24 protein-coding genes are annotated in these 26,613 nt (G+C 61.2%); 12 read left to right on the forward strand and 12 right to left on the reverse strand.

All coding sequences use genetic code 11. The features are described 5' to 3' along the window. The first annotated feature begins 75 nt into the window (after nucleotides 1-75). The gene (locus tag AAEZ05_RS04200; RefSeq protein ID WP_350646682.1) at nucleotides 76-969 is read left to right on the forward strand and encodes a LysR substrate-binding domain-containing protein; all 894 of its coding nucleotides are present in this window, start codon (nucleotides 76-78) and stop codon (nucleotides 967-969) included. On the opposite strand, the gene AAEZ05_RS04205 is transcribed toward AAEZ05_RS04200, so the two are convergent. The 5 genes from AAEZ05_RS04205 to AAEZ05_RS04225 all read right to left on the reverse strand — a co-directional run bounded on the left by AAEZ05_RS04205 (nucleotide 935) and on the right by AAEZ05_RS04225 (nucleotide 6,301). After that, entirely contained in the window at nucleotides 935-1,549 is a 615-nt protein-coding gene (locus tag AAEZ05_RS04205) for a GNAT family N-acetyltransferase (RefSeq protein ID WP_045061601.1), read from the reverse strand. The genes AAEZ05_RS04200 and AAEZ05_RS04205 overlap by 35 nt on opposite strands. 14 nt (nucleotides 1,550-1,563) lie before the next feature. Next, nucleotides 1,564-3,819, reverse strand: a complete 2,256-nt coding sequence (locus AAEZ05_RS04210) for an Orn/Lys/Arg family decarboxylase (protein WP_045061602.1) — start codon at nucleotides 3,817-3,819, stop codon at nucleotides 1,564-1,566. Between the two features lie 161 nt (nucleotides 3,820-3,980). Further along, nucleotides 3,981-4,739: a DNA polymerase III subunit epsilon gene (gene dnaQ, locus AAEZ05_RS04215; RefSeq protein ID WP_350646683.1), complete on the reverse strand. Its 759-nt coding sequence runs from the start codon at nucleotides 4,737-4,739 to the stop codon at nucleotides 3,981-3,983. 258 nt (nucleotides 4,740-4,997) lie between these two features. Then, nucleotides 4,998-5,450, reverse strand: coding sequence for a ribonuclease HI (gene rnhA, locus AAEZ05_RS04220; RefSeq protein ID WP_008028618.1), 453 nt, complete (start codon nucleotides 5,448-5,450; stop codon nucleotides 4,998-5,000). A gap of 92 nt (nucleotides 5,451-5,542) precedes the next feature. After that, complete coding sequence (locus AAEZ05_RS04225) at nucleotides 5,543-6,301, reverse strand: class I SAM-dependent methyltransferase (RefSeq protein ID WP_045061604.1); 759 nt, start codon at nucleotides 6,299-6,301, stop codon at nucleotides 5,543-5,545. A gap of 65 nt (nucleotides 6,302-6,366) precedes the next feature. On the opposite strand from AAEZ05_RS04225, the gene gloB reads away from it, so the two are divergent. From gloB to fabI, 8 genes are all read left to right on the forward strand, one after another. Next, nucleotides 6,367-7,134, forward strand: a complete 768-nt coding sequence (gene gloB / locus AAEZ05_RS04230; protein ID WP_045061605.1) for a hydroxyacylglutathione hydrolase — start codon at nucleotides 6,367-6,369, stop codon at nucleotides 7,132-7,134. 99 nt (nucleotides 7,135-7,233) lie between these two features. Then, nucleotides 7,234-8,667: a transglycosylase SLT domain-containing protein gene (locus AAEZ05_RS04235; RefSeq protein ID WP_045061606.1), complete on the forward strand. Its 1,434-nt coding sequence runs from the start codon at nucleotides 7,234-7,236 to the stop codon at nucleotides 8,665-8,667. Nucleotides 8,668-8,899: 232 nt separating this feature from the next. Beyond that, nucleotides 8,900-10,732, forward strand: coding sequence for an extracellular solute-binding protein (locus AAEZ05_RS04240; protein WP_350646684.1), 1,833 nt, complete (start codon nucleotides 8,900-8,902; stop codon nucleotides 10,730-10,732). Next, nucleotides 10,729-12,570 (forward strand): extracellular solute-binding protein, encoded by a 1,842-nt coding sequence (locus AAEZ05_RS04245; RefSeq protein ID WP_045061608.1) that lies wholly within the window; start codon nucleotides 10,729-10,731, stop codon nucleotides 12,568-12,570. The genes AAEZ05_RS04240 and AAEZ05_RS04245 overlap by 4 nt, the downstream gene beginning before the upstream one ends. Before the next feature lie 4 nt (nucleotides 12,571-12,574). Beyond that, nucleotides 12,575-13,648, forward strand: a complete 1,074-nt coding sequence (locus AAEZ05_RS04250) for a microcin C ABC transporter permease YejB (protein ID WP_045061609.1) — start codon at nucleotides 12,575-12,577, stop codon at nucleotides 13,646-13,648. A 1-nt stretch (nucleotide 13,649) separates the two neighbouring features. After that, nucleotides 13,650-14,669: an ABC transporter permease gene (locus AAEZ05_RS04255; protein ID WP_350646685.1), complete on the forward strand. Its 1,020-nt coding sequence runs from the start codon at nucleotides 13,650-13,652 to the stop codon at nucleotides 14,667-14,669. Between the two features lies 1 nt (nucleotide 14,670). Next, a complete protein-coding gene (locus AAEZ05_RS04260) occupies nucleotides 14,671-16,281 on the forward strand; it encodes an ABC transporter ATP-binding protein (RefSeq protein ID WP_350646686.1) in 1,611 nt (536 codons plus the stop codon). Nucleotides 16,282-16,300: 19 nt separating this feature from the next. Next, complete coding sequence (gene fabI / locus AAEZ05_RS04265) at nucleotides 16,301-17,095, forward strand: enoyl-ACP reductase FabI (RefSeq protein WP_008152082.1); 795 nt, start codon at nucleotides 16,301-16,303, stop codon at nucleotides 17,093-17,095. Nucleotides 17,096-17,157: 62 nt separating this feature from the next. On the opposite strand, the gene AAEZ05_RS04270 is transcribed toward fabI, so the two are convergent. From AAEZ05_RS04270 to AAEZ05_RS04290, 5 genes are all read right to left on the reverse strand, one after another. After that, nucleotides 17,158-17,736 (reverse strand): hypothetical protein, encoded by a 579-nt coding sequence (locus AAEZ05_RS04270; protein WP_350646687.1) that lies wholly within the window; start codon nucleotides 17,734-17,736, stop codon nucleotides 17,158-17,160. Nucleotide 17,737: 1 nt separating this feature from the next. Next, nucleotides 17,738-19,906: a xanthine dehydrogenase family protein molybdopterin-binding subunit gene (locus tag AAEZ05_RS04275; RefSeq protein WP_350646688.1), complete on the reverse strand. Its 2,169-nt coding sequence runs from the start codon at nucleotides 19,904-19,906 to the stop codon at nucleotides 17,738-17,740. Nucleotides 19,907-19,925: 19 nt separating this feature from the next. After that, nucleotides 19,926-20,381, reverse strand: a complete 456-nt coding sequence (locus AAEZ05_RS04280) for a (2Fe-2S)-binding protein (protein ID WP_008038243.1) — start codon at nucleotides 20,379-20,381, stop codon at nucleotides 19,926-19,928. A 174-nt stretch (nucleotides 20,382-20,555) separates the two neighbouring features. Further along, nucleotides 20,556-21,710, reverse strand: a complete 1,155-nt coding sequence (locus AAEZ05_RS04285; RefSeq protein ID WP_350646753.1) for an NnrS family protein — start codon at nucleotides 21,708-21,710, stop codon at nucleotides 20,556-20,558. Continuing rightward, complete coding sequence (locus AAEZ05_RS04290) at nucleotides 21,710-21,958, reverse strand: transmembrane sensor/regulator PpyR (RefSeq protein WP_205892717.1); 249 nt, start codon at nucleotides 21,956-21,958, stop codon at nucleotides 21,710-21,712. The genes AAEZ05_RS04285 and AAEZ05_RS04290 overlap by 1 nt, the downstream gene beginning before the upstream one ends. Before the next feature lie 234 nt (nucleotides 21,959-22,192). Between AAEZ05_RS04290 and AAEZ05_RS04295 the strand changes: the two genes are divergently transcribed. Continuing rightward, nucleotides 22,193-23,035, forward strand: coding sequence for a helix-turn-helix transcriptional regulator (locus AAEZ05_RS04295; RefSeq protein WP_350646689.1), 843 nt, complete (start codon nucleotides 22,193-22,195; stop codon nucleotides 23,033-23,035). On the opposite strand, the gene AAEZ05_RS04300 is transcribed toward AAEZ05_RS04295, so the two are convergent. Further along, nucleotides 23,017-23,604, reverse strand: a complete 588-nt coding sequence (locus tag AAEZ05_RS04300; RefSeq protein ID WP_350597456.1) for a LysE family translocator — start codon at nucleotides 23,602-23,604, stop codon at nucleotides 23,017-23,019. The genes AAEZ05_RS04295 and AAEZ05_RS04300 overlap by 19 nt on opposite strands. 162 nt (nucleotides 23,605-23,766) lie before the next feature. On the opposite strand from AAEZ05_RS04300, the gene AAEZ05_RS04305 reads away from it, so the two are divergent. Then, complete coding sequence (locus AAEZ05_RS04305; protein WP_045061618.1) at nucleotides 23,767-24,870, forward strand: bifunctional transcriptional activator/DNA repair enzyme AdaA; 1,104 nt, start codon at nucleotides 23,767-23,769, stop codon at nucleotides 24,868-24,870. Then, nucleotides 24,867-25,493, forward strand: coding sequence for a DNA-3-methyladenine glycosylase family protein (locus tag AAEZ05_RS04310; RefSeq protein WP_442963640.1), 627 nt, complete (start codon nucleotides 24,867-24,869; stop codon nucleotides 25,491-25,493). The genes AAEZ05_RS04305 and AAEZ05_RS04310 overlap by 4 nt, the downstream gene beginning before the upstream one ends. A 20-nt stretch (nucleotides 25,494-25,513) precedes the next feature. Here the strand turns inward: AAEZ05_RS04310 and AAEZ05_RS04315 are convergent, their stop codons facing one another. Further along, nucleotides 25,514-26,611 (reverse strand): extracellular solute-binding protein, encoded by a 1,098-nt coding sequence (locus AAEZ05_RS04315; protein ID WP_045061619.1) that lies wholly within the window; start codon nucleotides 26,609-26,611, stop codon nucleotides 25,514-25,516. Between the last annotated feature and the right edge of the window lie 2 nt (nucleotides 26,612-26,613).

A 26,613-nucleotide genomic window follows, 5' to 3' on the forward strand; every position in this document is an offset into this window, starting at 1 on the left:
GCAGAAGTCAGATGCGCGGACATGAGTTAGGATTCAAACACTGAATCCTTCATCTGCCGAACATGGACTTCACGCATGCGTTTACGTCATATCGAAGTCATCCAGGCGCTGTTGCAGACCGGTCACCTGGGCACCGCGGCCGAATGGTTGCAGTTGCCAGTGGCCGAGGTAGAACGCACCCTGCGCGACGCTGAAGACCAGCTGGGTTTCATGCTGTTTTCCAGCGTCCGTGGCCGCCTACAAGCCACGCGAGAAGCGCGGGAGTTGCAGGTTGAAATTGCCCACGTCTATGAAGCACTTGAGCCGGCCCAGCGCCTGGCCAGCAGCCTGAAGCAATACCAGGCGCCCCCGCTGCGAATCATCTGCACCCCGCCCCTGGCGCACAAACTATTGCCCCACGCCATTGCCGCCCTGCGCCGGCGTCTTCCCGATGCACCCTGCACCCTGCTGGCCCAACCCACCCGCGACATCGTCAAGCGTCTGCTCCTGCGCGAAGCCGACCTGGGCCTGAGCCTGCACGACCCGGACCATGCCGATATCGATTGCCAGGCCATCGCCCAAGGCAAGATCCAGCTGCTGGCACCCCATGGCTGGCTGCAACCCAAACAGAAATACATTTCGCTGCAGGACCTGGCAGGCCAGTCGATGGTCGGCCTCGACGGTCATGATCCGCTGAGCCTGGCCCTGGAGCACAAACTGCATGCGCTACGCCCGGCCCCGGCCATCCACACCCGGGTGCAGACGCACCAGATGATGCGCAGCATGGTCGAAGCCGGGGAAGGCCTGGCGCTGGTAGATCCGTTCACCGCCCTGGGAGCCAGGACCGCCGAACTGGACACCTGCCCACTGGCACCCGCGGTGCCGATCAGCCTGTATGCCCTGAGCCTGAAAAACGCCGAACCTTCACCGGCGGCTCAGGCCCTGCTGGAGATCATCACGGAACAAGCCGTGGCGATGTTGGCGAACTGAGCGGCATGACCAGCGGATCATCAAACAATCGATACCAGAACAACGCGACCTCGGCCGTATTGGGATCGATGCCGCGATAACGCAGGTAGTCGATGCCGCCTACCACGTAGCCGCAACGCTCGTAGAGTCGGCAGGCACCCAGGTTGTTGTTCTGGGTTTCGAGCATGATGCCTGGCAGTTTCTTTTTCCGCGTCCAGAACTGCGCGACATCCAGCAGGGCTTTGGCGACACCGTGGCGCCGCGCCGGCGCATGCACCGCCAGCTCGTCGATATGGGCAAAGCCGTTCCAGTTGGTGCTGACCACCAGATGGCCCACCGGCTCATCGTCCAGATAAGCCATGAACACCGCGCTATCAGCCGCATCGCGAAAATTGCTGAACTCTTCAGGGTCAATTCCGTAGCACTTTCGATACGGCGTGATGGGCGTCACGGGCCACTGTTCCACTGGCTTGCCGACTTCGGCGGCGACATAAGCCGAGACTTCAAAACTGAAATCGCTGCCCCAGATATAGGGGGCAAAACCATCGTCAGCGACTCGTACCGACAGCCCTGGGTATTTGGGATTCATAACCGGTTGCATGCTGGGAAAGGTCCTCATTCCTTGATGCAATCGACGGTGTAGTACCGTCCATTGCCCTCATCTTCGTGTTGCAAGCCGTGCACATCGGCGACAAAGCCGGGAAAGCTGCTGTCGAATGTGCGGGCAAATGCCAGGTAATCGTTGATTGAACGGGTGGCGTCGGTAAAACGCTCGCCGGGCATGATCAACGGGATTCCTGGCGGATAGGGTACCAGCATCACGGCAGCGATCCGCCCATCCAGGGCATCGATCGACACCGCCTCAACGTCGCCGCGTACCAGGTGATCATAAGCGTCAGACGGTTTCATGGCGATCTGTGGCAGTACGGTGTACATGCGCTTGAGATGCTTGGCCGTGGCGTTGCTGCGGTAACAGGCGTGCAGTTGGTCACACAAGTCACGCAAGCCCATGCCCCGATAGCGATCGGCGTCCTCTTGCGCTATGCACGGCAGGCAACTCGCCAGGCTGACGTTGGCATCGTAACTGCGCTTGAATTCCAGCAACTCAGTGAGCAATGTGCTCCATTTGCCCTTGGTAATGCCCATGGAAAACAGCACCAGGAACGAATACAGCCCGGTCTTTTCCACCACCAGGCCGCGCTCCCAGAGGAATTTGCTGACCACCGCCGCCGGAATCCCGCGCTCGCTCAAGGCACCTCCCGCCGTGAGGCCGGGCATCACCAGGGTGACCTTGATCGGGTCGAGCAGCACGTAATCGTCGGTTACACCAGCAAAGCCGTGCCAGTCGGCGTCAGGCTGCAGCAACCAGTCTTCGGTGACCACTTGTTTGATGCCTTCCACCGAAGGCGGCTGCCAGATCGAAAACCACCAGTCATCGGCGGCGATGTGCTGGCGCAGGTTGGCCAGGGCGCGCCGAAAACTCAGGGCTTCATCGAACATTTCCTGCAGCAGCGAGCGCCCCGAAGGCCCTTCCATCATCGCCGACGCCACATCCAGCGAAGCGATGATGCTGTACTGCGGCGAAGTGGAGATGTGCATCATGAAGGCTTCGTTGAAGCGATCGCGGTCCAGTTGGCGGGCCCCACCGTCCTGCACGTGAATCATCGAAGCCTGGCTGAACGCCGCCAGCAGCTTGTGCGTGGAATGGGTGGTGAAGACCAGCGGGCTGTCCGCGCTGCGCGAGGTCCCCATGCCGTAGCGCCCGGCGAAGAACTCATGGAAGGCCGCATAGGCGTACCAGGCCTCGTCGAAATGCAGCACCTCGACGCTGTTGCCCAGGCTCTGCTTGATCAGTTCGGCGTTGTAGCAAAGGCCGTCATAGGTCGAATTGGTCACCACCGCCAGCTTGACCTTGGGCGCCCGCCCTTTGGTCAACGGACTGGCATCGATCTTGGCCTGGATCGTCTCGCGGCTGAATTCGCTCAAGGGAATCGGGCCGATAATCCCCAGTTCATTGCGTTCCGGGCACAGGTACAGCGGAATCGCCCCGGTCATGATGATCGAATGCAGTACCGACTTGTGGCAGTTGCGGTCCACCAGCACCAGGTCATCCCGGGCGACCATTGAATGCCAGACGATCTTGTTGGCGGTGGACGTGCCGTTGATGACGAAGAAGGTGTGATCGGCACCAAAGTTACGCGCCGCGCGCGCCTCGGCTTCGGCCAGGGGGCCGGTGTGGTCCAGCAGGGAACCCAACTCTGGAACCGACACCGACAGGTCCGAGCGCAGGGTGTTTTCCCCGAAGAACTGATGGAACGCCTGCCCTACCGGGCTCTTGTGATAGGCCACGCCACCACCATGCCCGGGGGTGTGCCACGAATAATTGGAGTCGGCGGTATGCTGCACCAGCGCCTTGAAGAACGGCGGCAACAGACCGTCGAGGTATTTGCGTGCCGCGCGGGCGACCTGGCGGGCCAGAAATGGCACGGTGTCTTCGAACAGATACAGGATGCCGCGAAGCTGGTTGAGCTCGGCCATGGCATCCGCCGGAGCGTTTTCCAGGGTCACCTGTTCGCCGAGGGCAAAGATGGGCAGATCCGGCGCGCGAACCCGGGCCAGTCCGATCAGCTCGGCCATATTCTGTAACAAATGTGAATTGGCGCTGGCGTCTTCACTGGCGATCAACATGCAGGAAAGACCGTGATGAGTCGAAGCAACCAGGCGGCCCTCGGCGTAGTCCATCGCCGAGACAATGCTGAAGCCTTCCTGCTCCAGCTCCCGGGCGATGCCGCGCACCCGATCACCGGCTACGGTGTCGGCCTTGATGTCGCGATGGACGATCAATACCGGGAATTTCAAGTCTTTATACATTGGGCTCAGGATCCTGAGGCGGCAGCTCAGGGTCTGCCAATCTCCTCAGGGTAGAGGGTTGGAGCGAATGTGGCGAGTGGGGATGCCCTGAAATGGGTCATCGCCTCCTCGCCCTCCGTAGGAGCTGTCGAGTGAAACGAGGCTGCGATCTTTACCAGGACCTACGCCGAAGCCTCAGCCTCAACCAGCTGCTGCCACAACGCCGGAGCCCCCGCCGCCTTGGCGATCGCTTCCAACCGCGCCATATGCTGGGCCAGGTCATCCTCACTGGCGCGGATGATCCGCGTCGGCTGGCGATCTGCCGGCAGGCGGCGTATTTCGGTCGCCGAATTATCCGCCCCTTCGCCCGAACCATTGCCATCGGAGGCGTTACCGGCCAGCGACAGGCTGGTCTGGCCACCGGTCATGGTCAGGTAGACGTCCGCCAGGATCTCGGAGTCGAGCAAGGCGCCGTGCAGCTCGCGGCCCGAGTTGTCGACGCCGTAGCGCTTGCACAGGGCATCCAGGCTGTTGCGCTGCCCCGGGTGACGTTCCCGGGCCATCATCAGGGTGTCGAGGATCGAGCAGTGTTGCGTGATGTCGGCGCGATCGTGCTGGCCCATCAGGGCGAATTCGTTGTTGATGAAGCCAACGTCGAATGCCGCGTTGTGGATGATCAGCTGTGCACCCTTGATGAATTCGAAGAACTCATCGGCCACTTCGTTGAACCGCGGCTTGCCCACCAGGAATTCGTTGGTGATGCCGTGCACGCCAATCGCGCCTTCGTCACTCTCGCGATCAGGTTGCAGATAGACATGGAAGTGCCGGCCGGTCAGGCGCCGACCGAGCAACTCGACACAGCCGATCTCGATAATCCGGTGGCCATCGGTCACCGGCATGCCGGTGGTTTCGGTATCGAGTACAACGGATCTGGTGGCCATCAGTGCTCAGCTCTCAACGGGTCGATCTTGAAAAAGCGCGAATGTTAACACGCTGGCGGAGGCCTTAGAGAACAGGGTCACCGTGTAGGAGCTGCCGCAGGCTGCGATCTTTTGATCTGCGCTCTAAAAACAAGATCAAAAGATCGCAGCCTGCGGCAGCTCCTACGGAATTTGATCTGCGCTCTGAAACAAGATCAAAAGATCAAAAGATCAAAAGATCGCAGCCTGCGGCAGCTCCTACGGGAATGTGCAGGGCTTTCAGGCTTGTTTGTAGCCGCGCACTTCATCGACGCCGCGGTTAGCCAACTGGTCCGCCCGTTCGTTGCCATGATGGCCAATGTGCCCGCGCACCCATTTCCAGGTGACATTGTGGCGATTGACCTGCTCGTCCAGCAGCTTCCACAGATCAGCGTTTTTTACCGGCTCTTTCGCCGCCGTCTTCCAGCCGCGCTTCTTCCAGTTGTCCATCCACTCGTTGATGCCCTTCATCACATACTGCGAGTCGGTCACCAGCAGCACGTCGCAGGAGCGCTTCAGTTCTTCGAGGCCACGGATCGCCCCCATCAACTCCATGCGATTGTTGGTGGTGTTGGCCTCGCCACCCCAGAGTTCTTTTTCAACGCCCTTGCACACCAGCAATGCGCCCCAGCCGCCAGGGCCGGGATTGCCCTTGCAGGCGCCGTCGGTGAAGAGTTCTACGCTATCGCTCATGCCAACCTTTCCAGAAAAATGCCGTGGCTCGCCGATCCGTGATCAGCGATGCCCGAGGCCGGGGTCAACCCGGCCGGGAATAAAAGAGTGTCTTACGGTTCGATGCGGCGACGGTTGACCTTGGCCATCGGCAACGGAATCAACTTGCCCATGGGCTCGCGGCGCTCCTGGCGCAGGGGGCGCAAACCGACCACGATCTTGCGTGCCACCAACAGATAGAAGCCGCCACCGGACAGCTGCCAGTCGCCAGCCTTGCGCTCCCAACCGGCCAGCCGGGTCTGCCATGCCGGGGAAGCAAGCGGCGGACGATAGCACCCGAAGCGGCGTTTCTCCAGCGCGAAGCCCAGCAGGTTCAGCCAGTCCCCGACCCGCGAAGGCGATATGCAGCGGGCCTTGCGCAAGCCGTCATGGGCAAATACGTGCCGCAACCCCCAGGTGCTCCAGGGGTTGATGCCGATAATCAGCAGGTGCCCTCCTGGCCGCACGCTGCTGGCGGCCTCACGCAGCAAGCCGTGTGGCGACAGGCAGAAATCCAGCCCATGCTGCAGCACCACGACGTCGGCGGCATGTTCACTCAAGGGCCAGGCCTGTTCCTCGCAGACGATCTCCACACCGGGCAGCGGCGCGCCCAGGCGCACATTGCGCTGCACCTGCGGCGCCGACGGAGGCGTTTGAGCCGATGGGCCGTAGTGCACCAGATAGCCACCAAAGAAGCGCGCCAACTCGTCTTCGAGCATGCGCCGCTCTTCATCCAGGAGAAATTGCCCAATCGGGCCGGACAGCCATTCACGGGCTGCGCTGATCAAATCCAGCCAGTCAGGATCCGCCTGAGCGAACGCTTTATCGGTCATTGCATTCTCCAACGCGCCAGGAAGTTCTAAGATGCGCCAATGTTTTCCGCTTGGCGAATCCGACGATGATACAGATCAGTGCCCTGCCTGCCTTTACCGACAACTACATCTGGTTGTTACAGGACCACAATACCCAGCGCTGCGCCGTGGTCGATCCCGGTGACGCCGCGCCCGTGCAGGCCTGGCTTGCGGCCCATCCGGGCTGGGTGTTGAGCGATATCCTGATCACCCATCACCACCATGATCACGTCGGCGGCGTGGAACTGCTCAAGAGCGCGACGGACGCGACGGTCTACGGGCCGGCCAGCGAGCGCATCCCGGCCCGCGACGTGGCGCTCAAGGACAACGACCGGGTCAGCGTGCTGGGCTGGGAGTTCGATGTTCTTGCCGTTCCCGGCCACACCCTGGGGCACATCGCCTTCTATCATCATGGCCTGCTGTTCTGCGGCGACACCCTGTTCGCTGCCGGTTGCGGCCGCCTGTTCGAGGGCACTGCGGAGCAAATGTATACCTCCCTGAACCGGCTTGCAGCCCTTCCCGAGGATACGCTGGTGTATTGCACCCATGAATACACCCTGAGCAATCTGCGCTTTGCCGTCGCGGTCGAGCCCGGCAATCCGCACACGGTCGAACGCCTGGGCAAAGTCACACAAATGCGCGAGTCCGGGATCATGACCCTGCCTTCGACGCTGGCCCTGGAAAAGCTCACCAACCCCTTCCTGCGTGCCGGCGAAACATCTATTAAACAAAAAGTGGACGAACGGAGCGGCGCCGATAACAGTAGCCCGAGTGCGGTCTTTGCTGCCTTGCGTGCCTGGAAAGACAAGTTCTAGGGAGGCTACCGGGCGGTACAGGAATTCTCAATGGTTGACCTCGGGGGGTGTGCTTTCTAGAATCGCCCGACATTTTTGCCCGGAACTTACTTCCAGCCAATGTCGTCATCTATTCGTAAGTCCATCAATTCAGACGCATTGACCCGCCTGGCTCAAGCCATCGCGGTGGCTGTGTCCGCCACCCTGGCGGGCTGTTCAAGCCATGTCCCGCAAACCGAAGCGACACACACCCCCAACATCGCCGCTCGAGCCAAGCAAAAACCTGTCTGGCTCAGCGAAAAGCCTGTTCCGCAAATACCACAGGACGTCTGGGAGCGCATGCGCCAGGGCTTCCAGTTGCAGGACAGCGTCGGCCTGAACCCGCGCATCGAACAACAGCGCCTGTGGTTCGCCAACAACCCGTCTTATCTCGAAAACGCCGGCGAACGCGGCAGCCTGTACATTCACTACATCGTCGAACGCCTGGAAGAACGCAACATGCCGCTGGAACTGGCGCTGTTGCCAGTGATAGAAAGCTCCTACAACCCGATGGCCTATTCCCGGGCCCATGCGGTGGGACTTTGGCAATTCATTCCTTCCACCGGGCGTTACTTCAACCTGCGCCAGAACCAGTTCTACGATGGCCGTCGCGATATCACCGCCTCGACCACCGCGGCGATGGACTACCTGACCCGCCTGCATGACATGTTCAACGGCGACTGGCTACTGGCACTCGCGGCCTACAACGCCGGGGAAGGAACGGTCAGCCGGGCGATCGAGCGCAATGAAAAGCTGGGCCTGCCGACCGATTACTGGAACCTGCCGCTGCCGGCGGAAACCCAGGCGTATGTACCCAAGCTGCTCGCGCTGTCACAAGTGGTGCTGGCGCCGGAAGCCTACGGGGTGAACCTCAGCCCGATCGCCAACGAGCCGTACTTTAAGGTGGTCGAGATCAACCAGCGCATGGACCTGTCCAAGGTCGCTGCAGTGGCCAACATCGACGAAGACGAACTGTTCCAGCTCAACCCGGCATTCAAGCAGCGCACCACCACCCTCGATGGCCCCCAGCATTTGCTGGTGCCCACCTCGAAGGCGCAACTGCTGACCACCAGCCTGTCGACCATGCGCCCGGAAGAACTGATCAGCAAGCGACCGCTCAAGCCAGTGTTCGAGAGCGCCAACAGCCCGGCGATTGCCGGCGCCAAGCGCTCCTACCGGGTCAAGCGCGGCGACAACCTGGGCACCATTGCCAAGGCCAACAAAGTCGACGTGAAAGATCTCCAGCAGTGGAACAAGCTGACCGGCAAGAACCTCAAGGTTGGCCAGACCCTGGTGATGCAGGACAACACCAAGCGCAGCGGCGGACGCGTCAACACGGTAGTCGCCGCCAACAGCAAGAAACAGCAGACCAAATACAAGGTCAAGCAGGGCGACTCACTGTACATGGTCGCCAAGCGCTTTAACGTCGAGATGCAGCACCTCAAACGCTGGAATCCACGCCTGGGCCAGGCGCTCAAGCCAGGCCAGATGCTGACGGTCTACTCGCCGCACTAAAAAACAGCCCCTGAACCAGGGGCTGTTTTTCAAGGAAGGACACAATCCCCCGTAGGAGCGAGCTTGCTCGCGAAGAACCTGAGAGCGCCGGGGGGGTGACAGATTCCCAGCGTTATCGTTAACGACCATCGCGAGCAAGCTCGCTCCTACAAATACGCCATCTTTTTCCTGCCAAGACAAGCTGTTACTGTACGGTCCATAAAGCCCAAGCCGCCTGGATCGGATCTCTGACTTGAAGCGTCCCCTCCTCCTGCTCCTGATCAGCCTGGCCTTGAGCTCACCCGCAAGCGCGACAATCAGCGAAAGCCATGGTTATGCGCAGTTCGGCACCCTCAAGTACCCGGCCAGATTTACCCACTTCGACTGGGTCAACCCGCAAGCGCCCAAGGGCGGTACGTTGCGAGTGATGGCATTCGGCACCTTCGATACGCTCAATCCCTATACTTTCAAGGGATCGAGCCCGGTTTCCACGCCCAATTTCCTGCAATACGGCATCAACGAACTCAACGAGCCGCTGATGGTGGGCACCGGCCAATACGCGCCGTCCGGCGATGAGCCCACCTCCAGCTACGGGCTGATCGCGCAATCGGTGGAGTACAGCGAAGACCGCAGCTGGGTCGTGTTCAACCTGCGCCCCGAGGCCAGGTTTCATGACGGCGCGCCGATCACCGCCTACGACGTCGCGTTTTCCTATCGCCTGCTGCTCAAGGAAGGGCATCCGCAATACCGCACCAACCTCCAGGAAGTGCTGCGGGTCGATATCCTCAACCCCCACCGTATCCGATTCGTCTTCAAGCGCGCCGGCAACCCGTTGTTGATCCTGCGCCTGGGCGAGTTGCCGGTGTTGCCCCAGCATTACTGGAAAGGCCGCGACTTCAAGGCCACTACGTTCGAACCGCCCCTGGGCAGCGGCCCCTACCGCATTACTTCAGTAACGCCCGGGCGGCAGTTGATTTTCGAGCGGGTCAAGGATTACTGGGGCAAGGACCTGGCGGTCAATCGCGGCAAGTACAACGTCGACCGGATGGAGGTCGAGTTCTACCGCGACAGCGACGTCGCCTTCGAAGCGTTCAAGGCCGGGGAGTTCGACATCTACATCGAGCACCAGGCGAAAAACTGGGAAAACGGCTACCGCTTCCCGGCGGTCAGGCGCGGCGAGGTGATCAAGGCGCTGATCCCCCACCAGATTCCGACCCAGAGCCAGGGCCTGTTCATGAACACCCGGCGCCCCGCCTTTGCCGATCCCAAGGTCCGCGAAGCGCTGGGGTTGATGTTCGACTTCGAGTGGACCAACCGCACGCTGTTCAGCGGCGCCTACAAACGCGCCATGAGCTACTACCCCAACAGCGAGTTTTCCGCCACCGGGCTGCCGGTCGGCCACGAATGGCTGATGCTCAAGCCCTATCGCGATCAGCTGCCGGCCAGGCTCTTAACCGAACCTTTCAGCCTGCCCCAGACCGATGGTCGCGGCATTCCCCGGCAGACACTGCGCAACGCCCTGGGCCTGCTCGCCGAAGCCGGCTGGAAGCTGAACGGCCAGCGCCTGCAAAATGCCGCCGGCCAGCCGCTGCGCCTGGAGATCCTGCTGGTCAACCCCAACTTGGAACGCATTCTCCAGCCTTACGTCGAGAACCTCGCGAGCATCGGCGTCGATGCCCGGCTGCGAACGGTCGATCGCGCCCAGTACAAGCAACGTCTCGACCAATTCGACTTCGACATGATCCTGATGACCCTCAACCAGACGCTCAGCCCCGGCCTGGAGCAATGGCAGTACTTCCACTCCAGCCAGGTGGCGGTCAAGGGCAGCAAGAATTACGCAGGTATCGCCAATCCCGTGGTTGACCACCTGCTCGAACAGCTGCTCGCCGCCAAGACCCGTGACGAGCAGGTCGCCGCAGGCAAAGCCCTGGATCGCGTACTGCTGTGGCAGCACTACATCATTCCCAACTGGTACCTCAATTATCACCGCCTGGCCTACCGCAACCGGTTTGCCTTTGTTACCACGCCGCCCTACACCCTGGGCTTGAGCGCGTGGTGGCTGAAATCTTCGGAGAAGGATCGATGACCCCTGTACGTGCCCTGCTGTTGCAGGTCAGCGGCCTGATGTTTGCCGGGCTGGCCTGCGCCGCTCCGCAACACGCGCTGACCCTGTACAACGAACCGCCCAAATACCCGGCCGACTTCAAGCATTTCGATTACGTGAACCCCGACGCGCCCAAGGGCGGAACCTTCCGCCAGGCAGGCTTCGGCGGCTTCGACAGCCTTAATCCGTTTATCAGCAAAGGCGTGCCCGCCGACGATGTCGGCATGATCTACGACACCCTGGCCAGACAAGGCCTGGACGAACCGTTCACCGTGTACGGCCTGGTCGCCGGCAAGATCGAGAAAGCCCCCGACAACAGCTGGGTGCGTTTCTATTTGCGCCCGCAAGCCCGGTTCCACGACGGTCACCCTATCCATGCCGAGGACGTGATCTTCAGCTTCGACATGCTCACCAAAGAAGGCGCCCCGCTCTATCGCGGCTATTACAGCGACGTGGCCGAAGTGATCGCCGAAGACCCGTTGACCGTGCTGTTCAAGTTCAAGCACAGCAACAACCGCGAACTGCCGCTGATTCTTGGCCAGCTGCCGGTACTGCCCAAACACTGGTGGACCGACCGCGACTTCAACAAGGGCAACCTGGAAATCCCTCTTGGCAGCGGGCCCTACCGGGTCAGCGAAGTAAAGGCCGGGCGTTCAGTGCGCTACGAACGGGTCAAGGACTACTGGGGCAAGGACCTGCCGGTCAACCGCGGCTTCTATAACTTCGACGTCATGACCACCGACTACTACCGCGACAACACCGTCGCCCTGGAAGCCCTGAAAGCCGGCCAGTTCGATTACTGGCTGGAGATGACCGCCAAAAACTGGGCCAACGCCTACAACATTCCAGCAGTCACCGAAGGCCGCCTGATCAAGGAGCAAATCCCCAACGGCAACCCGACCGGCATGCAGGGCTTTGTATTCAACCTGCGGCGCACGCTGTTCCAGGATGTGCGCGTGCGCCAAGCCTTGAGCCTGCTGCTGGACTTTGAGTGGACCAACAAGCAACTGTTCAACGGCGCCTATGTGCGTACCCGCAGTTACTTCGAAAACTCGGAAATGGCTGCCACGGGCCTGCCGGATGCCGACCAGCTGGCAATCCTCGACCCTTTTCGCGGAAAAATTCCCGAGCAGGTGTTCAGCGAGGCGTTCCAGAACCCGCGCACCGATGCCAGCGGCATGATTCGCGCCCAGCAGCGCCAGGCCTATCAACTGCTGCAGGAGGCCGGCTGGCGCATCGTCGACGACAAGATGGTCGATGCTACCGGCAAACCGGTGACCATCGAATTCCTGCTGGCCCAGACTGAATTCGAGCGGGTGCTGCTGCCGTTCAAGCGCAACCTCAGCGATCTGGGGATCGACCTGGTGATCCGCCGGGTCGACGTCTCCCAGTACATCAACCGGGTGCGCTCACGGGACTTCGACATGATCGTCGGCAGCTTCCCGCAGTCCAACTCGCCAGGCAATGAACAACGGGAGTTCTGGATGTCTGCCGCCGCCGACAAACCCGGCAGCCGTAACTCCATGGGCCTCAAGGACCCGGTGGTCGACCAGCTGGTCGAGCAACTGATCAACGCCGATTCGCGCAAAAGCCTGGTGGCCCATGCCCGGGCGCTGGACCGCGTGCTGCAATGGGGGTATTACGTGATCCCGAACTGGCACATCAAGACCTGGCGCGTGGCTTACTGGAACCATATCGGTCATCCGAAAATCTCACCGACCTACGATGTCGGCATCAACACCTGGTGGATCAAGCCGGATGCCAAACCGGCGATAGAGGTCGAAACCAAACTGCAAACCGACGCTACGGGCACGGAGTAATCAGATGCTGGCGTACATTTTTCGACGACTGCTGCTGATCATCCCGACCTTGCTGGGCATTCTGCTGATCAACTTCGTGATCATCCAGGCCGCCCCCGGTGGACCGGTAGAGCAGATGATCGCCAAGCTCGAAGGCTTCGAAGGCGCCACCAGCCGCATTGCCGGCGGCGGCGCCGAGGTGTCGGTGGCCGGCTCCGCCTATCGTGGCGCCCAGGGCCTGGACCCGGCGCTGGTCAAGGAAATCGAGCACATGTACGGCTTCGACAAATCGGCGCCGGAACGCTTGTGGATCATGATCAAGAACTACGCGAAGCTGGATTTCGGCGACAGTTTTTTCCGCGACGCCAAGGTCATCGACCTGATCAAGGAAAAGATGCCGGTCTCCATCTCCCTTGGGCTGTGGAGCACCCTGATCATGTACCTGGTGTCAATCCCGCTGGGGATCGCCAAGGCTACGCGGCACGGCAGCCATTTCGACGTCTGGACCAGTTCGCTGATCATCGTCGGTTATGCGATCCCGGCCTTCCTGTTCGCGATCCTGCTGATCGTGCTGTTTGCCGGCGGCAGTTACCTTGACTGGTTTCCGCTCAGAGGCCTGACTTCCAACAACTTTGATGAGCTCACTACTGGCGGCAAGATCCTCGATTATTTCTGGCACTTGGCCCTGCCGGTGACGGCGCTGGTGATCGGCAACTTCGCGACCATGACCCTGCTGACCAAGAACAGTTTCCTCGACGAAATCAACAAACAGTATGTAGTGACCGCCAAGGCCAAGGGCCTGACCAACCACCGCGTGCTCTACGGGCACGTGTTCCGTAACGCCATGCTGCTGGTGATTGCCGGCTTCCCGTCGGCTTTCATCGGGATTTTCTTCACCGGCTCGTTGCTGGTGGAAGTGATCTTTTCCCTCGACGGCCTTGGCCTGATGAGCTTCGAGGCGGCCATCAACCGCGATTATCCGGTGGTGTTCGGCACGTTGTTCATCTTCACCCTGCTGGGACTGGTGGTGAAGTTGATCGGCGACCTCACCTACACCTTTGTCGATCCGCGTATCGACTTCGAAAGCCGGGAGCATTGAGATGAACCTGTCCCCACTCAATCGTCGGCGATTCGAACTGTTCAAGGCCAACAAGCGCGGCTGGTGGTCGCTGTGGTTGTTTCTGGTGCTATTCGGCCTGAGCCTGGGCGCCGAATTGATCGCCAACGACAAACCGCTGGTGGTGCATTACGACGACGGCTGGTATTTCCCGGCGCTCAAGCGCTACCCGGAAACCACCTTCGGCGGCGAATTCCCGCTGGAAGCCAACTACAAGAGCCCGTATATCCGCGAACTGCTCAAGGCCAAGGATGCCTGGGTGCTGTGGGCGCCGATCCCCTACAGCTATCAAAGCATCAACTATGACCTGAAGGTCCCGGCACCGGCGCCACCTTCAGCGGACAACCTGCTGGGCACCGATGACCAGGGCCGCGACGTGCTGGCCCGGGTAATCTATGGCTTCCGCATTTCCGTGCTGTTCGCCCTGACCCTGACCATCCTTAGCTCGGTTATCGGCGTGATTGCCGGGGCCTTGCAGGGTTTTTATGGCGGCTGGGTGGATCTGGCCGGGCAGCGCTTCCTGGAAATCTGGTCCGGGCTGCCGGTGCTGTACCTGCTGATCATCCTCGCCAGCTTCGTCCAGCCGAACTTCTGGTGGCTGCTGGGGATCATGCTGCTGTTCTCCTGGATGAGCCTGGTGGACGTGGTGCGCGCCGAGTTCCTGCGCGGGCGCAACCTCGAATACGTACGCGCGGCCCGGGCGCTGGGGATGCAGAATGGTGCGATCATGTTCCGCCATATCCTGCCCAACGCCATGGTCTCGACCATGACTTTCATGCCGTTCATCCTGACCGGCGCCATCGGCACCCTGACCGCCCTCGACTTCCTGGGTTTCGGGCTGCCGCCTGGTGCGCCGTCCCTGGGTGAACTGGTGGCCCAGGGCAAATCCAACCTGCAGGCGCCCTGGCTTGGCATGAGCGCATTTGCGGTATTGGCGTTGATGTTGAGTTTGCTGGTGTTCATCGGCGAGTCCGCTCGCGATGCCTTCGACCCGAGGAAGTGAAATGAATCAGGACAATCTGATCGAAGTGCGCGACCTGGCGGTGGAGTTTGTCGTCGGCGAGCGCGTGCAAAGGGTGGTAGAGGGTGTCAGCTTCGACATCAAGCGCGGCGAGACCCTGGCCCTGGTGGGCGAAAGCGGCTCGGGCAAATCGGTCACCGCCCACTCGATCCTGCGGCTGCTGCCCTACCCGCTCGCCCGACACCCGTCGGGGACCATCGAATACTCTGGCCAGGACCTGCTGAGCCTGAAGGAAAAGACCATCCGGCATATCCGCGGCAACCGGATTGCGATGATCTTCCAGGAGCCGATGACCTCGCTCAACCCTCTGCATTCCATCGAAAAGCAGATCAACGAAGTGCTGGGCATCCATAAAGGGCTGGTCGGCAAGATCGCCACCCAACGCACCCTGGAACTGCTGGAGATGGTCGGCATCCCCGAGCCGCACAAGCGCCTCAAGGCCCTGCCCCACGAATTGTCCGGCGGCCAGCGCCAGCGCGTGATGATCGCCATGGCCCTGGCCAACGAGCCGGAACTGCTGATTGCCGACGAACCGACCACCGCGCTGGACGTCACAGTGCAGTTGAAAATCCTCGAATTGCTCAAGGAATTGCAGGCCCGCCTGGGCATGGCGCTGCTACTGATCAGTCACGATTTGAACCTGGTGCGAAGAATTGCGCACCGAGTATGTGTCATGCAGCGCGGTTGCATCGTCGAACAGGCATCGTGCGAAGAATTGTTCCGCGCGCCGCAGCATCCGTACACGCGGGAACTGCTGGCAGCGGAGCCCAGCGGGATGCCGGCCACCAATGCCATCGGGCCGCCGCTGCTGCAGGTAAAGGATCTGAAAGTGTGGTTTCCGATCAAGAAAGGCTTGCTGAAAAAGACCGTCGACTACATCAAGGCGGTCGACGGCATCAACTTCAGCCTGCCCCAGGGCCAGACACTGGGCATTGTGGGAGAAAGCGGTTCCGGTAAATCGACGCTCGGCCTGGCGATTTTGCGGCTGATCGGCAGCAAAGGCGGCATCCGTTTTGAAGGCAACCAGCTAGACTGCCTGACGCAGCAACAGGTCAGGCCGTTGCGGCGGGAGATGCAGGTGGTGTTCCAGGACCCCTTTGGCAGCCTCAGCCCACGAATGTGCGTGAGCCAAATCGTCGGCGAAGGCCTGCGGATCCACAAGATGGGTAGCGAGGCGGAACAGGAACAAGCGATTATTGCGGCATTGAAGGAGGTAGGCCTGGATCCGGACACCCGACACCGCTACCCCCACGAATTTTCCGGTGGGCAACGGCAGAGAATTGCCATTGCCCGGGCATTGGTGCTCAAACCGGCGTTGATCCTGCTGGACGAGCCGACTTCGGCCCTCGACCGCACCGTGCAACGCCAGGTGGTGGAGCTTTTGCGTTCACTGCAAACCAAGTACAACCTGACGTATCTGTTTATCAGCCATGACCTGGCTGTCGTCAAGGCGCTGAGCCACCAGCTGATGGTGGTCAAGCAGGGCCAAGTGGTCGAACAGGGAGACGCGCAAAGTATCTTTGCCGCCCCCCAACATCCGTATACACAGCAGTTGCTGGAAGCCGCTTTCCTGGCTCCAGCCACTGCGCAATAACCTGAAAGAGGAGCAACACATGGGTTTTCTCGCCGGTAAGCGCGTACTGATCGTCGGTGTCGCCAGCAAGCTGTCCATCGCATCCGGCATCGCTGCCGCCATGCATCGCGAGGGCGCTGAGCTTGCCTTCACTTATCAGAACGACAAACTCAAAGGTCGTGTCGAAGAGTTCGCACAAAGCTGGGGTTCCAACCCGGACCTGTGCTTCCCGTGCGACGTGGCCAGCGATGAAGAAATCGCCAAGGTCTTCGTTGAACTGGGCAAGAAGTGGGACGGCCTGGACTGCATCGTGCACTCCGTAGGTTTCGCTCCCGGCGACCAACTGGACGGCGACTTCACCGAAGCCACCACCCGTGAAGGTTTCCGTATTGCCCACGACATCAGCGCCTACAGCTTCGTAGCCCTGGCCAAGGCCGGTCGCGAAATGATGAAGGGCCGCAACGGCAGCCTGCTGACCCTGTCGTACCTGGGCGCCGAGCGCACCATGCCGAACTACAACGTGATGGGCATGGCCAAGGCCTCCCTGGAAGCTGGCGTACGTTACCTGGCCGGCTCCCTGGGCCCGGACGGCACCCGCGTCAACTGCGTATCGGCCGGTCCGATCCGCACGCTGGCCGCTTCCGGCATCAAGAACTTCCGCAAGATGCTGGCCGCCAACGAAGCGCAAACCCCACTGCGTCGTAACGTCACCATCGACGAAGTCGGCAACGCCGGCGCCTTCCTGTGCTCGGACCTGGCGTCCGGCATCAGCGGTGAAATCATGTACGTAGACGGTGGTTTCAACACCACTGCGATGGGTAGCCTGGAAGAGTAATCTTCGGTTAGCCGATAAAAACCCGCCGACTTCGGCGGGTTTTTTTTGAGTCCGGCGCTGAGTCAGATGCCCGCGACCGGGCATGGCCCTCCCGCCTGCGCCCACAGCTTGAACTGGGCGACAAAAATATCGTGTGGCACCGGCACAGGCGCCCGGCCAGCTCCCGGGTTCCAGCCCCAGAGCACCAGCTTGTCGTCGCTGACATGCTTGATCAGCGCGGCGAAATCACGGTCGCCGTTGGCCTTGCGATCCTTGATCATTGCGCACAGCTGATCGGCCGGCAGGCCGATCCAGGCCATCTTGTGGGCGGCCGGCGGCAGGCTCCAGTGGGGCGCACCGGGTGGCGCATTGGGGCCGTAACTGGCCGGCGGATTGGCCTCGGCGTGACAGGTGGCACAAGGCAGACCTGCTGCACCCTTGCCGTCCATACCCCGCACGACATTCATCCCATGGGGCGTGCCGGCATCGAATTGCAGCGGCGAATCCCCCGGAATATGGCAATTCTGGCAACGCGGGCTCTGGAAGACTTTCTGCACGGTATCGAAGGCCTTGAGCGCTTCACTGTCGTCCGCGAACAGGTCCTCGGTGTAAGCCACCAGGCCAAGCAGCATCACCGCGCCCAGCATCAGATGTCGTTTCATCTCACACCCCCGACAGTTGCAGCGGCAGTTCCCGCAGACGTTGCCCGGTCAAGGCGAATACGGCGTTCGCCACTGCCGGTGCCGTCGGCGGCACACCCGCTTCGCCGATACCCCCGGGCTTCTCGGAACTGGGCACGATATGCACTTCAACCACCGGCATCTCATTGAGGCGCAGCACTTGATAGTCGTGGTAATTGGACTGCTCCACCTTGCCGTTCTTGAAGGTCAGTTTGCTGTGCAGGGCAAACCCCAGGCCGAAGGCAATGCACGACTCCATCTGCGCCGCGATGCTCTGCGGGTTGACCGCAATGCCGCAGTCCACTGCGCACACCACCCGATGCACGCGAATCGCCAGGTTGTCCTGGGACACTTCGGCCACCTGGGCGACGTAACTGCCGAATGACTCGTGCACCGCCACGCCCAACGCATGGCCGTCCGGCAACGTTGCCTTCCAGTTGGCCTTTTCCACTGCCAGGTTCAGCACGCCGAGATGCCGCGGATGGTCCTTGAGCAGGGTGCGTCGGTACTCCACCGGATCCTGGCCCGCCGCCTCGGCCAGTTCGTCGATCAGTGATTCCATGACGAATCCGGTATGGGTATGCCCCACCGAACGCAGCCACAGGACATTGATGCCCGTGCTGGGCGAATGCAGTTCGACCTGATGGTTGGCCAGGTGCTGCAGATAGGGGCTGTCCGCCACGCCCTCGACAGAGGTCTTGTCGATGCCATCCTTGACCATCGTTGCCTCGAGCATGGTGCCGGCCATGATCGACTGGCCGACCAGTACATGCTGCCAGGCGATGGGCAACCCACCCGCATCCAGGCCAATGCGCGCCTGATGCAGGAATGCCGAGCGGTAATAGCCGCCACGGATGTCGTCTTCGCGGGACCACACCGTCTTCACCGGCGCGCCTGCGGCCTTGGCCACCTGCACCGCTTCGGCGACAAAATCCGAAGTCGGATTGGCCCGGCGCCCAAAGCCACCACCGAGGAACTCGGTATGAATCTCCACCTGTTCGGGCTTCAAGCCGGTAATTTTCCCGGCGATCATCTGGTCCAGCGTCTGAAACTGGGTGCCCGTCCAGATCTCGCACTTGTCCTGGGTGATTTTCACCGTGCAATTGAGCGGTTCCATCGGTGCGTGGGCCAGGTAAGGCACGCTGTATTCGACATCGATGGTTTTCGCCGCCTTGGCCAGGGCGGCCTTGGCATCCCCGGCCTTACTCGCGGGCAGGCCCGGGGTGCCGGCCAGCTTGCGGAAACTTTCCAGCAATTGCTGGCTGTCCAGGCCAGTGTTGGGCCCCAGGTCCCAGTCAATCTTGAGTGCATCGCGCCCCAGCTTCGCCGCCCAATAGTGATCGGCGATCACCGCCACTCCGCTGGGCACCTGCACCACTTTGTGCACGCCCGGTATCGCCAGCGCCTCGGCGCCTTCAAAAGATTTGACGTGGCCACCGAACACCGGCGTGCGAGCAACCATGGCGGTCATCAACCCTTCGAACTGCACATCCATGCCGAACCTGGCCCTGCCGGTGATTTTCTCCGGCGTGTCCAGGCGCTTGGTGGGTTTGCCGATCAGCTTCCAGTCCTTGGGCTCCTTGAGCTTGATCGAGGCCGGGTCCGGCACTGGCAACTGGCCGGCTTCATCGGCCAGTTCACCGTAGGTGACCCGATTATCTGCGGTGATGACCACCCCCGATTCGGTACGGATCGTCGAGGGCGCGACATTGAAGCGCTTGGCCGCCGCGTCGATCAGCATCAAGCGCGCCGCCGCACCCGCCTGGCGGTAGCGATCGAACTCCATCCAGGTCGAGGTCGAGCCGCCGGTGATCTGCATCCCGCCGAAGCCGGCCAGACCATAATCAGCGGCCGACGCCGGGGAATGTTCGACGAGGATTTTCGACCAGTCGGCGTCCAGTTCCTCGGCGATCAGCATGGTCAGACCGGTCCAGATGCCCTGGCCCATTTCCGAGTGCCCGAGCAGCACGGTGACGCTGTTGTCGTTGCCGATTCGCAAGAACGCATTCGGCGCAAATACATTGCCCTGATTCTCCGCGCCCAGGGCGAAGCGGTGAGCACCGGGAATGACAAAGGCCACGACAAGCCCGCCGCCAAGCACGGCACTGCCCTTGAGAAACACCCGACGCGACAGCGGATGACTGCTGTTCATGACCTGCCCTCCCCGGAAATCAACCGATGTCGGCTGCGCGTTTGACTGCCGCGCGGATACGCGGGTAGGTGCCGCAACGGCAAATATTGCCGGACAGTGCCTGGTCGATATCGCTGTCGGTGGGCTTGGGGATTTTTGCCAGCAAGGCTGCGGCAGACATGATCTGCCCGGACTGGCAGTAGCCGCACTGGACCACGTCGAGTTCGGCCCAGGCTTGCTGCACGGGATGAGATCCATCGGTGGACAGGCCTTCAATCGTGAGGATCTTCTGCCCATGGGCCACGGCTGTGGCGGGGGTGATGCAGGATCGCAGCGGCGCGCCGTCGACGTGCACGGTGCAGGCGCCGCATTGCGCCATGCCGCAGCCAAATTTGGTTCCAGTCAGGTGCGCGACATCCCGCAGCACCCACAGTAGCGGCATGTCCGCAGGGACATCCAGAGCCTGGTCCTTGCCATTGATGTTAAGCGTCAGCATTGCGGGTTTCCTCAGACTCACGGTGTTCTGAAGGAGCGTCGCTGTGGCCGATCAATGCCCACGCACGCCTCGAGTGATCCCTACAGCTAAGCGCAAAATAGCGGGCGAGACCGGCTCATCGACCACCGGTCATGTCATTAAAGGGCCCAGCGAGTGTGCACTGGCCGGCAAGCGCTAGACCCTGGGCCGCAATAGAATCCGGGTATAGCTCAACAGAAAAAGTACAAAGGCCGCACACCACAGCAGCGCCGACAAGCCCAGGCCGCTGGTGGAAAACGGTACCAGCAGCACCCGACAGACGCCCGCAATCATCAGCAGGGCAAACCCCAGAACGATCGGTTTCGAGGCTGTCAGCGCTCGCCCGGTGTGTCCTAGACCGACCCGGGCAATCATTGCCAGGATCAACCCGCCGACCCCGCCGACGGCCAGCGAGTGACTGGCAAGACTCTGCTGCGACATCAGGCCGGCATGCCACAGCGACATCGCCAGCGCCGCCACCACCAGCCAGGCATATGCGAGGTACAGCGACCACAGCAACGGTACACCCCAGATACCTCGATCATGCCAACGCCACAGGCGCAGCAGGTGCAAGCCCCCGATCAGCAGAAACAGGCCAGACAGCCAAGGATTGGGGACGTCGTTGAACCCGGCCGCGAACGACAGGGCTGCGAGCAGCCCGCCGACGAGCAGGATGCGAGTGGGCCAGGGGTTGGTCACAGGCGCTGGCAGACGATTCAAGCCGCGCTGAATGAAGAACGGAATCACCCGGCCACCGATCACGCTCATCAACGCGCCTACCAGCCACAACGCCGCGAGCACACCACTACGCTGCAGATCGACGTTGTCGGTCGCCATACCGGCCAGGGTCATCAACTGGCAACCCGCCAGCAGCGCGATCACCAGCAGAACCGGGTAGTTGTCGCGCTTGCCGGACATGACCAGGTCCCTTCCAATGAACCATGCCAGCAACGGCAGGAAAGGCACCTGGGTGGCGATCAGCAGTTCGGCTGGCAACGGCATCATCCACGCCAGCCGCGCCAGCAGCCAGGTCAGCACCAGCCCAATCAGGGGCCAGCCGTGGAGCCCCGGGCGACCGGTCCAGTTGGGCACTGCCGTGAGGAGAAAGCCAGCGATGATTGCCGCAGCAAAACCGAACGGCATCTCATGTCGATGCCAGGCCAACATCCCGCCGATGGGCTGCGCACCCGGCAACCGTCCGTACAACCACAAGCCCCAGACGGCCACGGCAACCGCCGCGAAGCCGGCTCCGGCGAGGAAAAACGGGCGAAAGCCGAGACTGAACAGTGGTGCCGAACCCAAGGCGCGCATCAAGCGCATACCCCTGTCAGGCGCTGACCCAGATGATGCTGGGATAACAGGCGCATTACGTAGCCGATCTTCAACAGGGTGGGCCCGATGATGGTCATGGCGTGAAACGACACCAAGGCAGGGATAGGCAGATGTCCGCCGTACAAATACGCGCCATAGATGCCGGCCCCGAGCAGGGCCAGACCGGCTCCAAGGATGCGGCTGGACAGGTGCAGAACATTCTGGGGATGACTGAAGAAGCTGAACATTTTCCGGTACTCCTGAAGGTGTTCGGGTACGAGTGATATATCAAGTCTCGTGCCAACATCCAGGGCCTTGAAAATCAATGAGATGGCGTGCAGGAAGTCATAATGACAATCGTTTATTGAGGTCGATATGACTCCATGTGTTGTCCAAATGACTATGCCAGACATATTCACCAGGGCGAGCCTTTGGCCGCAGGAGCCATTACACTCAACGACTCACCTGCCCAGGATTCGAATATGAAGCGCGCGGTTGCCAGGAATGAAGATCAACGTCCGCTATTCTGGCGCGATGATGCCCTGCCCTTTGTCGAAGCGCGCTCCATCGTCGATGGTCGCGAGGTGTGTTACACGCGCCATTCCCACGAGCATTTTTCCATCGGTGCGATCACGGCTGGACGCAGTACCTATCTCCACGATCAAGCGCAGTCGCAAGTCAGCGTCGGCACCGTCGTGCTGATGAACCCTGGCGACGTGCACGCCTGCAACCCCATCGAAGATGAGCCCTGGTCGTACCTGATGTTTTATGTCGATACGGCCTGGCTTACCGATCTGCAGCACCAACTGGGCTTCAGTCCCGACCTGGCGTTTCGCCGCTTTGCCCTTACGCACGTGCGCGATGCCAGCCTGTTTGAGGGACTGGTCGGGGTGTATGAGGCGTTGATTGATCCGCAGCAGGACCACCTGCAGAAACACAGCGCCCTGGTGGAGTTTTTCAGTGACCTGCAGCTGCGGCTGAACCCGGCCGGGCCAGCGCTGCGTGAACCCAACTTCAAGCTGGAACGTGCAGCGGATTTCATTCGCGACAACTGCACTCGGTTGCTCAAGCTTGAAGACATATGCGCGGCCGCCCAGTTATCGCCGTCTTATCTGATCCGCGCGTTCAAACAACGTTATGGGATGACGCCCCACGCCTTCCTGATCAATCGCCGCATCCAGTTTGCCCAGGACCGCCTGCGCAGCGGCCAGTTGATTGCCGATGTGGCGCTTGAAGCGGGATTTGCCGATCAGGCACATTTTCAGCGTGCGTTCAAACACCACCTGGCCGCTACGCCCGGCCAATATCAAGGCAACAGCAGATAACCCGCACTCATCACCAGCAAGGCCGCCATCACCCGATTGAACAGACGCATCCCCCGCGGGTTGTTCAGATACCCGCGCAAAAAAGTGCCGGCGTAGGCCCAGCACCCAACCGACAGATAACAGATCACCAGGTACACCGCCGCAAATTGCCAGACCAGCCGCGCCTCACCGTCAGCGACAAACGCGCCCATGCCCGCCACGCAGGCCAGCCAGGCTTTCGGGTTGAGCCACTGCATGATCGCGCCATACAGCATCGAGGGCGCGCGGGTCGACCTCGCAGCATCGACCTGGCCATCGTCGGCCGCCAGTTTCCAGGCCATGAACAGCAGGAATGCCACCCCCGCCAGTCGCACCACCTGCGTCAGCGCCGGCCAGCGCTGCAACACTTCATGCAACCCCAGCCCCATCAACAGCAGTAACACCACGAAACCCAAGGTGGCGCCCAGAACATGCCGTTGGCTGGCGCGCAAGCCAAACTGTGCGCCGGAGCTCAAGGCCACAATATTTACCGGCCCGGGGGTGATCGAAGCCACCAGCGCAAACGCGGCCATGGAAACAATCAGACTCATCGCAAACCTCTTCACTCGGTTGAATTGGCCCCCAGACTAAGAAATCGCCACCGCCGAGTATTGAACAAAACACCCCTCGGCAGGCGCACTCCTGACGCTCCGGGCGAATTCTTTGTCGATTTACCGGTGGAGCCCCGGCGCGACGCCCCCTATGCTCACGCCATGAACCTACAAAACGCTTCCTTACCGCCCCGCAACGAGATGGTCCGCGCCATGCTTGAACGTGACACCGCCTACGAGGGGGTGTTCTTCACTGCGGTCAAGACCACCGGCATCTTTTGCCGTCCCAGTTGCACGGCACGCAAACCGAAACCGGAGAATGTCGAGTTCTTCGCCCATGCCGATGAATGCCTGTCGGCGGGCTATCGTGCCTGCCTGCGCTGCAAGCCACTGGACGCTGCAGCCATTGCCCCGGACTGGGTGCAAAAGCTACTGGGCGCGGTAGAAGCCACCCCGGATCGACAATGGTCCGATGCGCAACTGCTGGCCGAGGGCATCGAGCCGTTGAAACTTCGGCGCTGGTTCAAACAGCATTTCGGCATGACCTTCCACGCGTGGCTACGCACCCGCCGACTGGGCATGGCGCTAGGCGGCATTCGCCAGGGTGAGTCCATCGACCACGCGGCGTTCGATTCGGGTTATGAATCCCTGAGCGGTTTTCGCGACGCGTTTCAAAAGTCATTCCACATCACCCCAGGCAAAGCAGCCGACAGTGAGCCACTGCTCTTCACCCGCCTGACCACGCCCCTGGGGCCGATGATCGCCATGGCGGAGCGGCGCGGGCTGGTGATGCTTGAGTTTCTTGACCGACCGGCACTGACCCGTGAGCTTGAAGCGCTGCAAAACCGCTATGGATACGTGATAGCGCCCGGGCATAACGCCCATTTGCGCCAGATCGAAGACGAACTGGCGCAATACTTTGCCGGCAAGCTCTGCGAATTCAGGGTCGCGCTGCATCTGCCAGGCAGCGAATTTTCCAGGCAGGTGTGGGCCGAGCTGGTCAAAATCCCCTACGGCCAGACCAGTACCTATGGCGCCATTGCCGCGATTCTCGGCAAACCCGGCGCCAGCCGCGCCGTCGGCCTGGCCAACGGGCATAACCGGGTCTCCATCGTCGTCCCTTGCCACCGGGTGATCGGCGCCGATGGCTCGCTGACTGGCTACGGCGGCGGCCAGCCGCGCAAGGCATTCCTGCTGCGCCTGGAGAACGCGGCACTGCAGCTCAGCCAGTTGAGCCTGCCGGGCATGGCGCGCGAAGAAGCATGAGCGCCCTGCCTGACGCGTGGTCGGCTGCCAGCCAGTTTCTGGCCGGCATCGATGACGACTGGCGCCAACATATCGCCACCATTGGTCCCTGCCTGCATCAGCCACATCCGGCGCGGGATCCCTATGAATCCCTGGTGCGCTCGATTGCCTACCAACAACTGCATGCCCGGGCCGGCGACGCGATCATCGGGCGTTTACTGGCGTTGTTCCCCCCAGGGAATTTTCCGCGCCCGGAGCAGATCATCGCGACTGATTTTGACGCGCTACGCAGCTGCGGTTTTTCGGCAAGCAAGATAGCGACCATTCAGGGCATCGCCGAAGCGGCGGTGAGTGGCGTGGTGCCCGATTACAACACCGCGCGGATGATGGACGATGAAGCGCTGATCGAGCGCTTGATCACCCTGCGCGGGGTTGGCCGCTGGACCGTGGAGATGCTGCTGATCTACGGCCTGGAGCGCCCGGATATTTTGCCGGCGGATGACTTTGGGGTGCGTGAGGGGTATCGGCGGTTGAAGGGTTTGCAGGTGCAGCCTACTCGCCGGCAGATGATTGAGATCGGGTTGGACTGGAAGCCTTATCGGACAGTGGCTTGCTGGTATTTGTGGCGGGTACCTAGCAAGTAGGCCGCATCACCCAAAGCCCGTCACAACCCCGACTTCAACCGACTGAACGCCCGAATCAACGCCCGGTTAAACGCCTTCCCATTGTCATTCTTGCTGTACAACGAAGCCCTTACCTCAGCCGAGGGATACGTCCCCGGATCATTGCGAATCGCCGGATCGATCAGCCCATCCGCTGCCGTAATTGCATTGGCGTAATGAATGGTGTCGGTGATCGGCGCAATCACCTGCGGCGTCATCAGGTAGTCCATCAACGCCAGCCCTGCCTGCGGATGCGGCGCGTCCTTGGGTATGACCATGGCATCGAACCAGATCAACGTGCCTTCCTTCGGGATCCGGTAACTCAACTTGAACGGTTTGTTCGCCGCCGTAGCCTGACCGGCAGCAATGGCCACGTTGCCGTTCCAGGACATCGCCACGCAGGTGTTGCCGTTGGCCAGGTCGCTGATGTTCAGGTCGTTGTCGAAGTAGCGAATGTAAGGCCGGATCTTGGCTAATTGCTGTTCCGCGAGTTTCAGGTCATCCAGGCTCTGGCGGTTGATGTCCAGGCCCATGTACTTCATGACCGCGGCAAATACTTCGTTAGGGTCGTTGAGCAGGGTGACCCCGCAATCGGCGAATTTCGACACCACGGTCGGATCGAACAACATCGCCCAGCTGTCCCGTGGCGCGTCGGGCAGACGCTGCTTGACCGCCTCCTCCTGATAACCCACGCCTGTGGTGCCCCAGGCGTATATCCCGGCGTAGCGGTTGCCCGGATCGAACACCGCCATGTGCTGGCGGAACTCCTCGCCGACGCCGGCAAAGTGCGGCAGTTGCTGCTTGTCCACCGTCTGGATTGCGCCGCTCTGGATCGCCCGGGACAGATGCTGCCCCGCCGTCAGCACCAGGTCATAACCACTGTGGCCGGTCAGCAGTTTGGTCTCGACGGTTTCGAGGGAGTCGAAGTGATCGGCCACCACCCGAATGCCGGTCTGTTTTTCGAAGTTGCTCAGGGTGTCCGGGGCCAGGTACTCGCCCCAGATGTACAGGTTGACCACCGGTTTGGCGGTGTCGGCGGCCTGCACACACAGGGGTGCAAGCACCAGCAACAACGCTTGAGCAAGTTTGTGCAGGCCCATGG

The organism is Pseudomonas sp. HY13-MNA-CIBAN-0226 (assembly GCF_040310305.1).
Lineage (GTDB): Bacteria > Pseudomonadota > Gammaproteobacteria > Pseudomonadales > Pseudomonadaceae > Aquipseudomonas > Aquipseudomonas gregormendelii.

Coding starts and splice junctions, on each gene's coding strand:
- AAEZ05_RS04200 (WP_350646682.1), top strand. CDS start 76: ATGCGTTTACGTCATATCGAAGTCATCCAGGCGCTGTTGCAGACCGGT.
- AAEZ05_RS04205 (WP_045061601.1), bottom strand. CDS start 1,549: ATGCAACCGGTTATGAATCCCAAATACCCAGGGCTGTCGGTACGAGTC.
- AAEZ05_RS04210 (WP_045061602.1), bottom strand. CDS start 3,819: ATGTATAAAGACTTGAAATTCCCGGTATTGATCGTCCATCGCGACATC.
- dnaQ (WP_350646683.1), bottom strand. CDS start 4,739: ATGGCCACCAGATCCGTTGTACTCGATACCGAAACCACCGGCATGCCG.
- rnhA (WP_008028618.1), bottom strand. CDS start 5,450: ATGAGCGATAGCGTAGAACTCTTCACCGACGGCGCCTGCAAGGGCAAT.
- AAEZ05_RS04225 (WP_045061604.1), bottom strand. CDS start 6,301: ATGACCGATAAAGCGTTCGCTCAGGCGGATCCTGACTGGCTGGATTTG.
- gloB (WP_045061605.1), top strand. CDS start 6,367: ATGATACAGATCAGTGCCCTGCCTGCCTTTACCGACAACTACATCTGG.
- AAEZ05_RS04235 (WP_045061606.1), top strand. CDS start 7,234: ATGTCGTCATCTATTCGTAAGTCCATCAATTCAGACGCATTGACCCGC.
- AAEZ05_RS04245 (WP_045061608.1), top strand. CDS start 10,729: ATGACCCCTGTACGTGCCCTGCTGTTGCAGGTCAGCGGCCTGATGTTT.
- AAEZ05_RS04250 (WP_045061609.1), top strand. CDS start 12,575: ATGCTGGCGTACATTTTTCGACGACTGCTGCTGATCATCCCGACCTTG.
- AAEZ05_RS04255 (WP_350646685.1), top strand. CDS start 13,650: ATGAACCTGTCCCCACTCAATCGTCGGCGATTCGAACTGTTCAAGGCC.
- AAEZ05_RS04260 (WP_350646686.1), top strand. CDS start 14,671: ATGAATCAGGACAATCTGATCGAAGTGCGCGACCTGGCGGTGGAGTTT.
- fabI (WP_008152082.1), top strand. CDS start 16,301: ATGGGTTTTCTCGCCGGTAAGCGCGTACTGATCGTCGGTGTCGCCAGC.
- AAEZ05_RS04270 (WP_350646687.1), bottom strand. CDS start 17,736: ATGAAACGACATCTGATGCTGGGCGCGGTGATGCTGCTTGGCCTGGTG.
- AAEZ05_RS04275 (WP_350646688.1), bottom strand. CDS start 19,906: ATGAACAGCAGTCATCCGCTGTCGCGTCGGGTGTTTCTCAAGGGCAGT.
- AAEZ05_RS04280 (WP_008038243.1), bottom strand. CDS start 20,381: ATGCTGACGCTTAACATCAATGGCAAGGACCAGGCTCTGGATGTCCCT.
- AAEZ05_RS04285 (WP_350646753.1), bottom strand. CDS start 21,710: ATGCGCGCCTTGGGTTCGGCACCACTGTTCAGTCTCGGCTTTCGCCCG.
- AAEZ05_RS04290 (WP_205892717.1), bottom strand. CDS start 21,958: ATGTTCAGCTTCTTCAGTCATCCCCAGAATGTTCTGCACCTGTCCAGC.
- AAEZ05_RS04295 (WP_350646689.1), top strand. CDS start 22,193: ATGAAGCGCGCGGTTGCCAGGAATGAAGATCAACGTCCGCTATTCTGG.
- AAEZ05_RS04300 (WP_350597456.1), bottom strand. CDS start 23,604: ATGAGTCTGATTGTTTCCATGGCCGCGTTTGCGCTGGTGGCTTCGATC.
- AAEZ05_RS04305 (WP_045061618.1), top strand. CDS start 23,767: ATGAACCTACAAAACGCTTCCTTACCGCCCCGCAACGAGATGGTCCGC.
- AAEZ05_RS04310 (WP_442963640.1), top strand. CDS start 24,867: ATGAGCGCCCTGCCTGACGCGTGGTCGGCTGCCAGCCAGTTTCTGGCC.
- AAEZ05_RS04315 (WP_045061619.1), bottom strand. CDS start 26,611: ATGGGCCTGCACAAACTTGCTCAAGCGTTGTTGCTGGTGCTTGCACCC.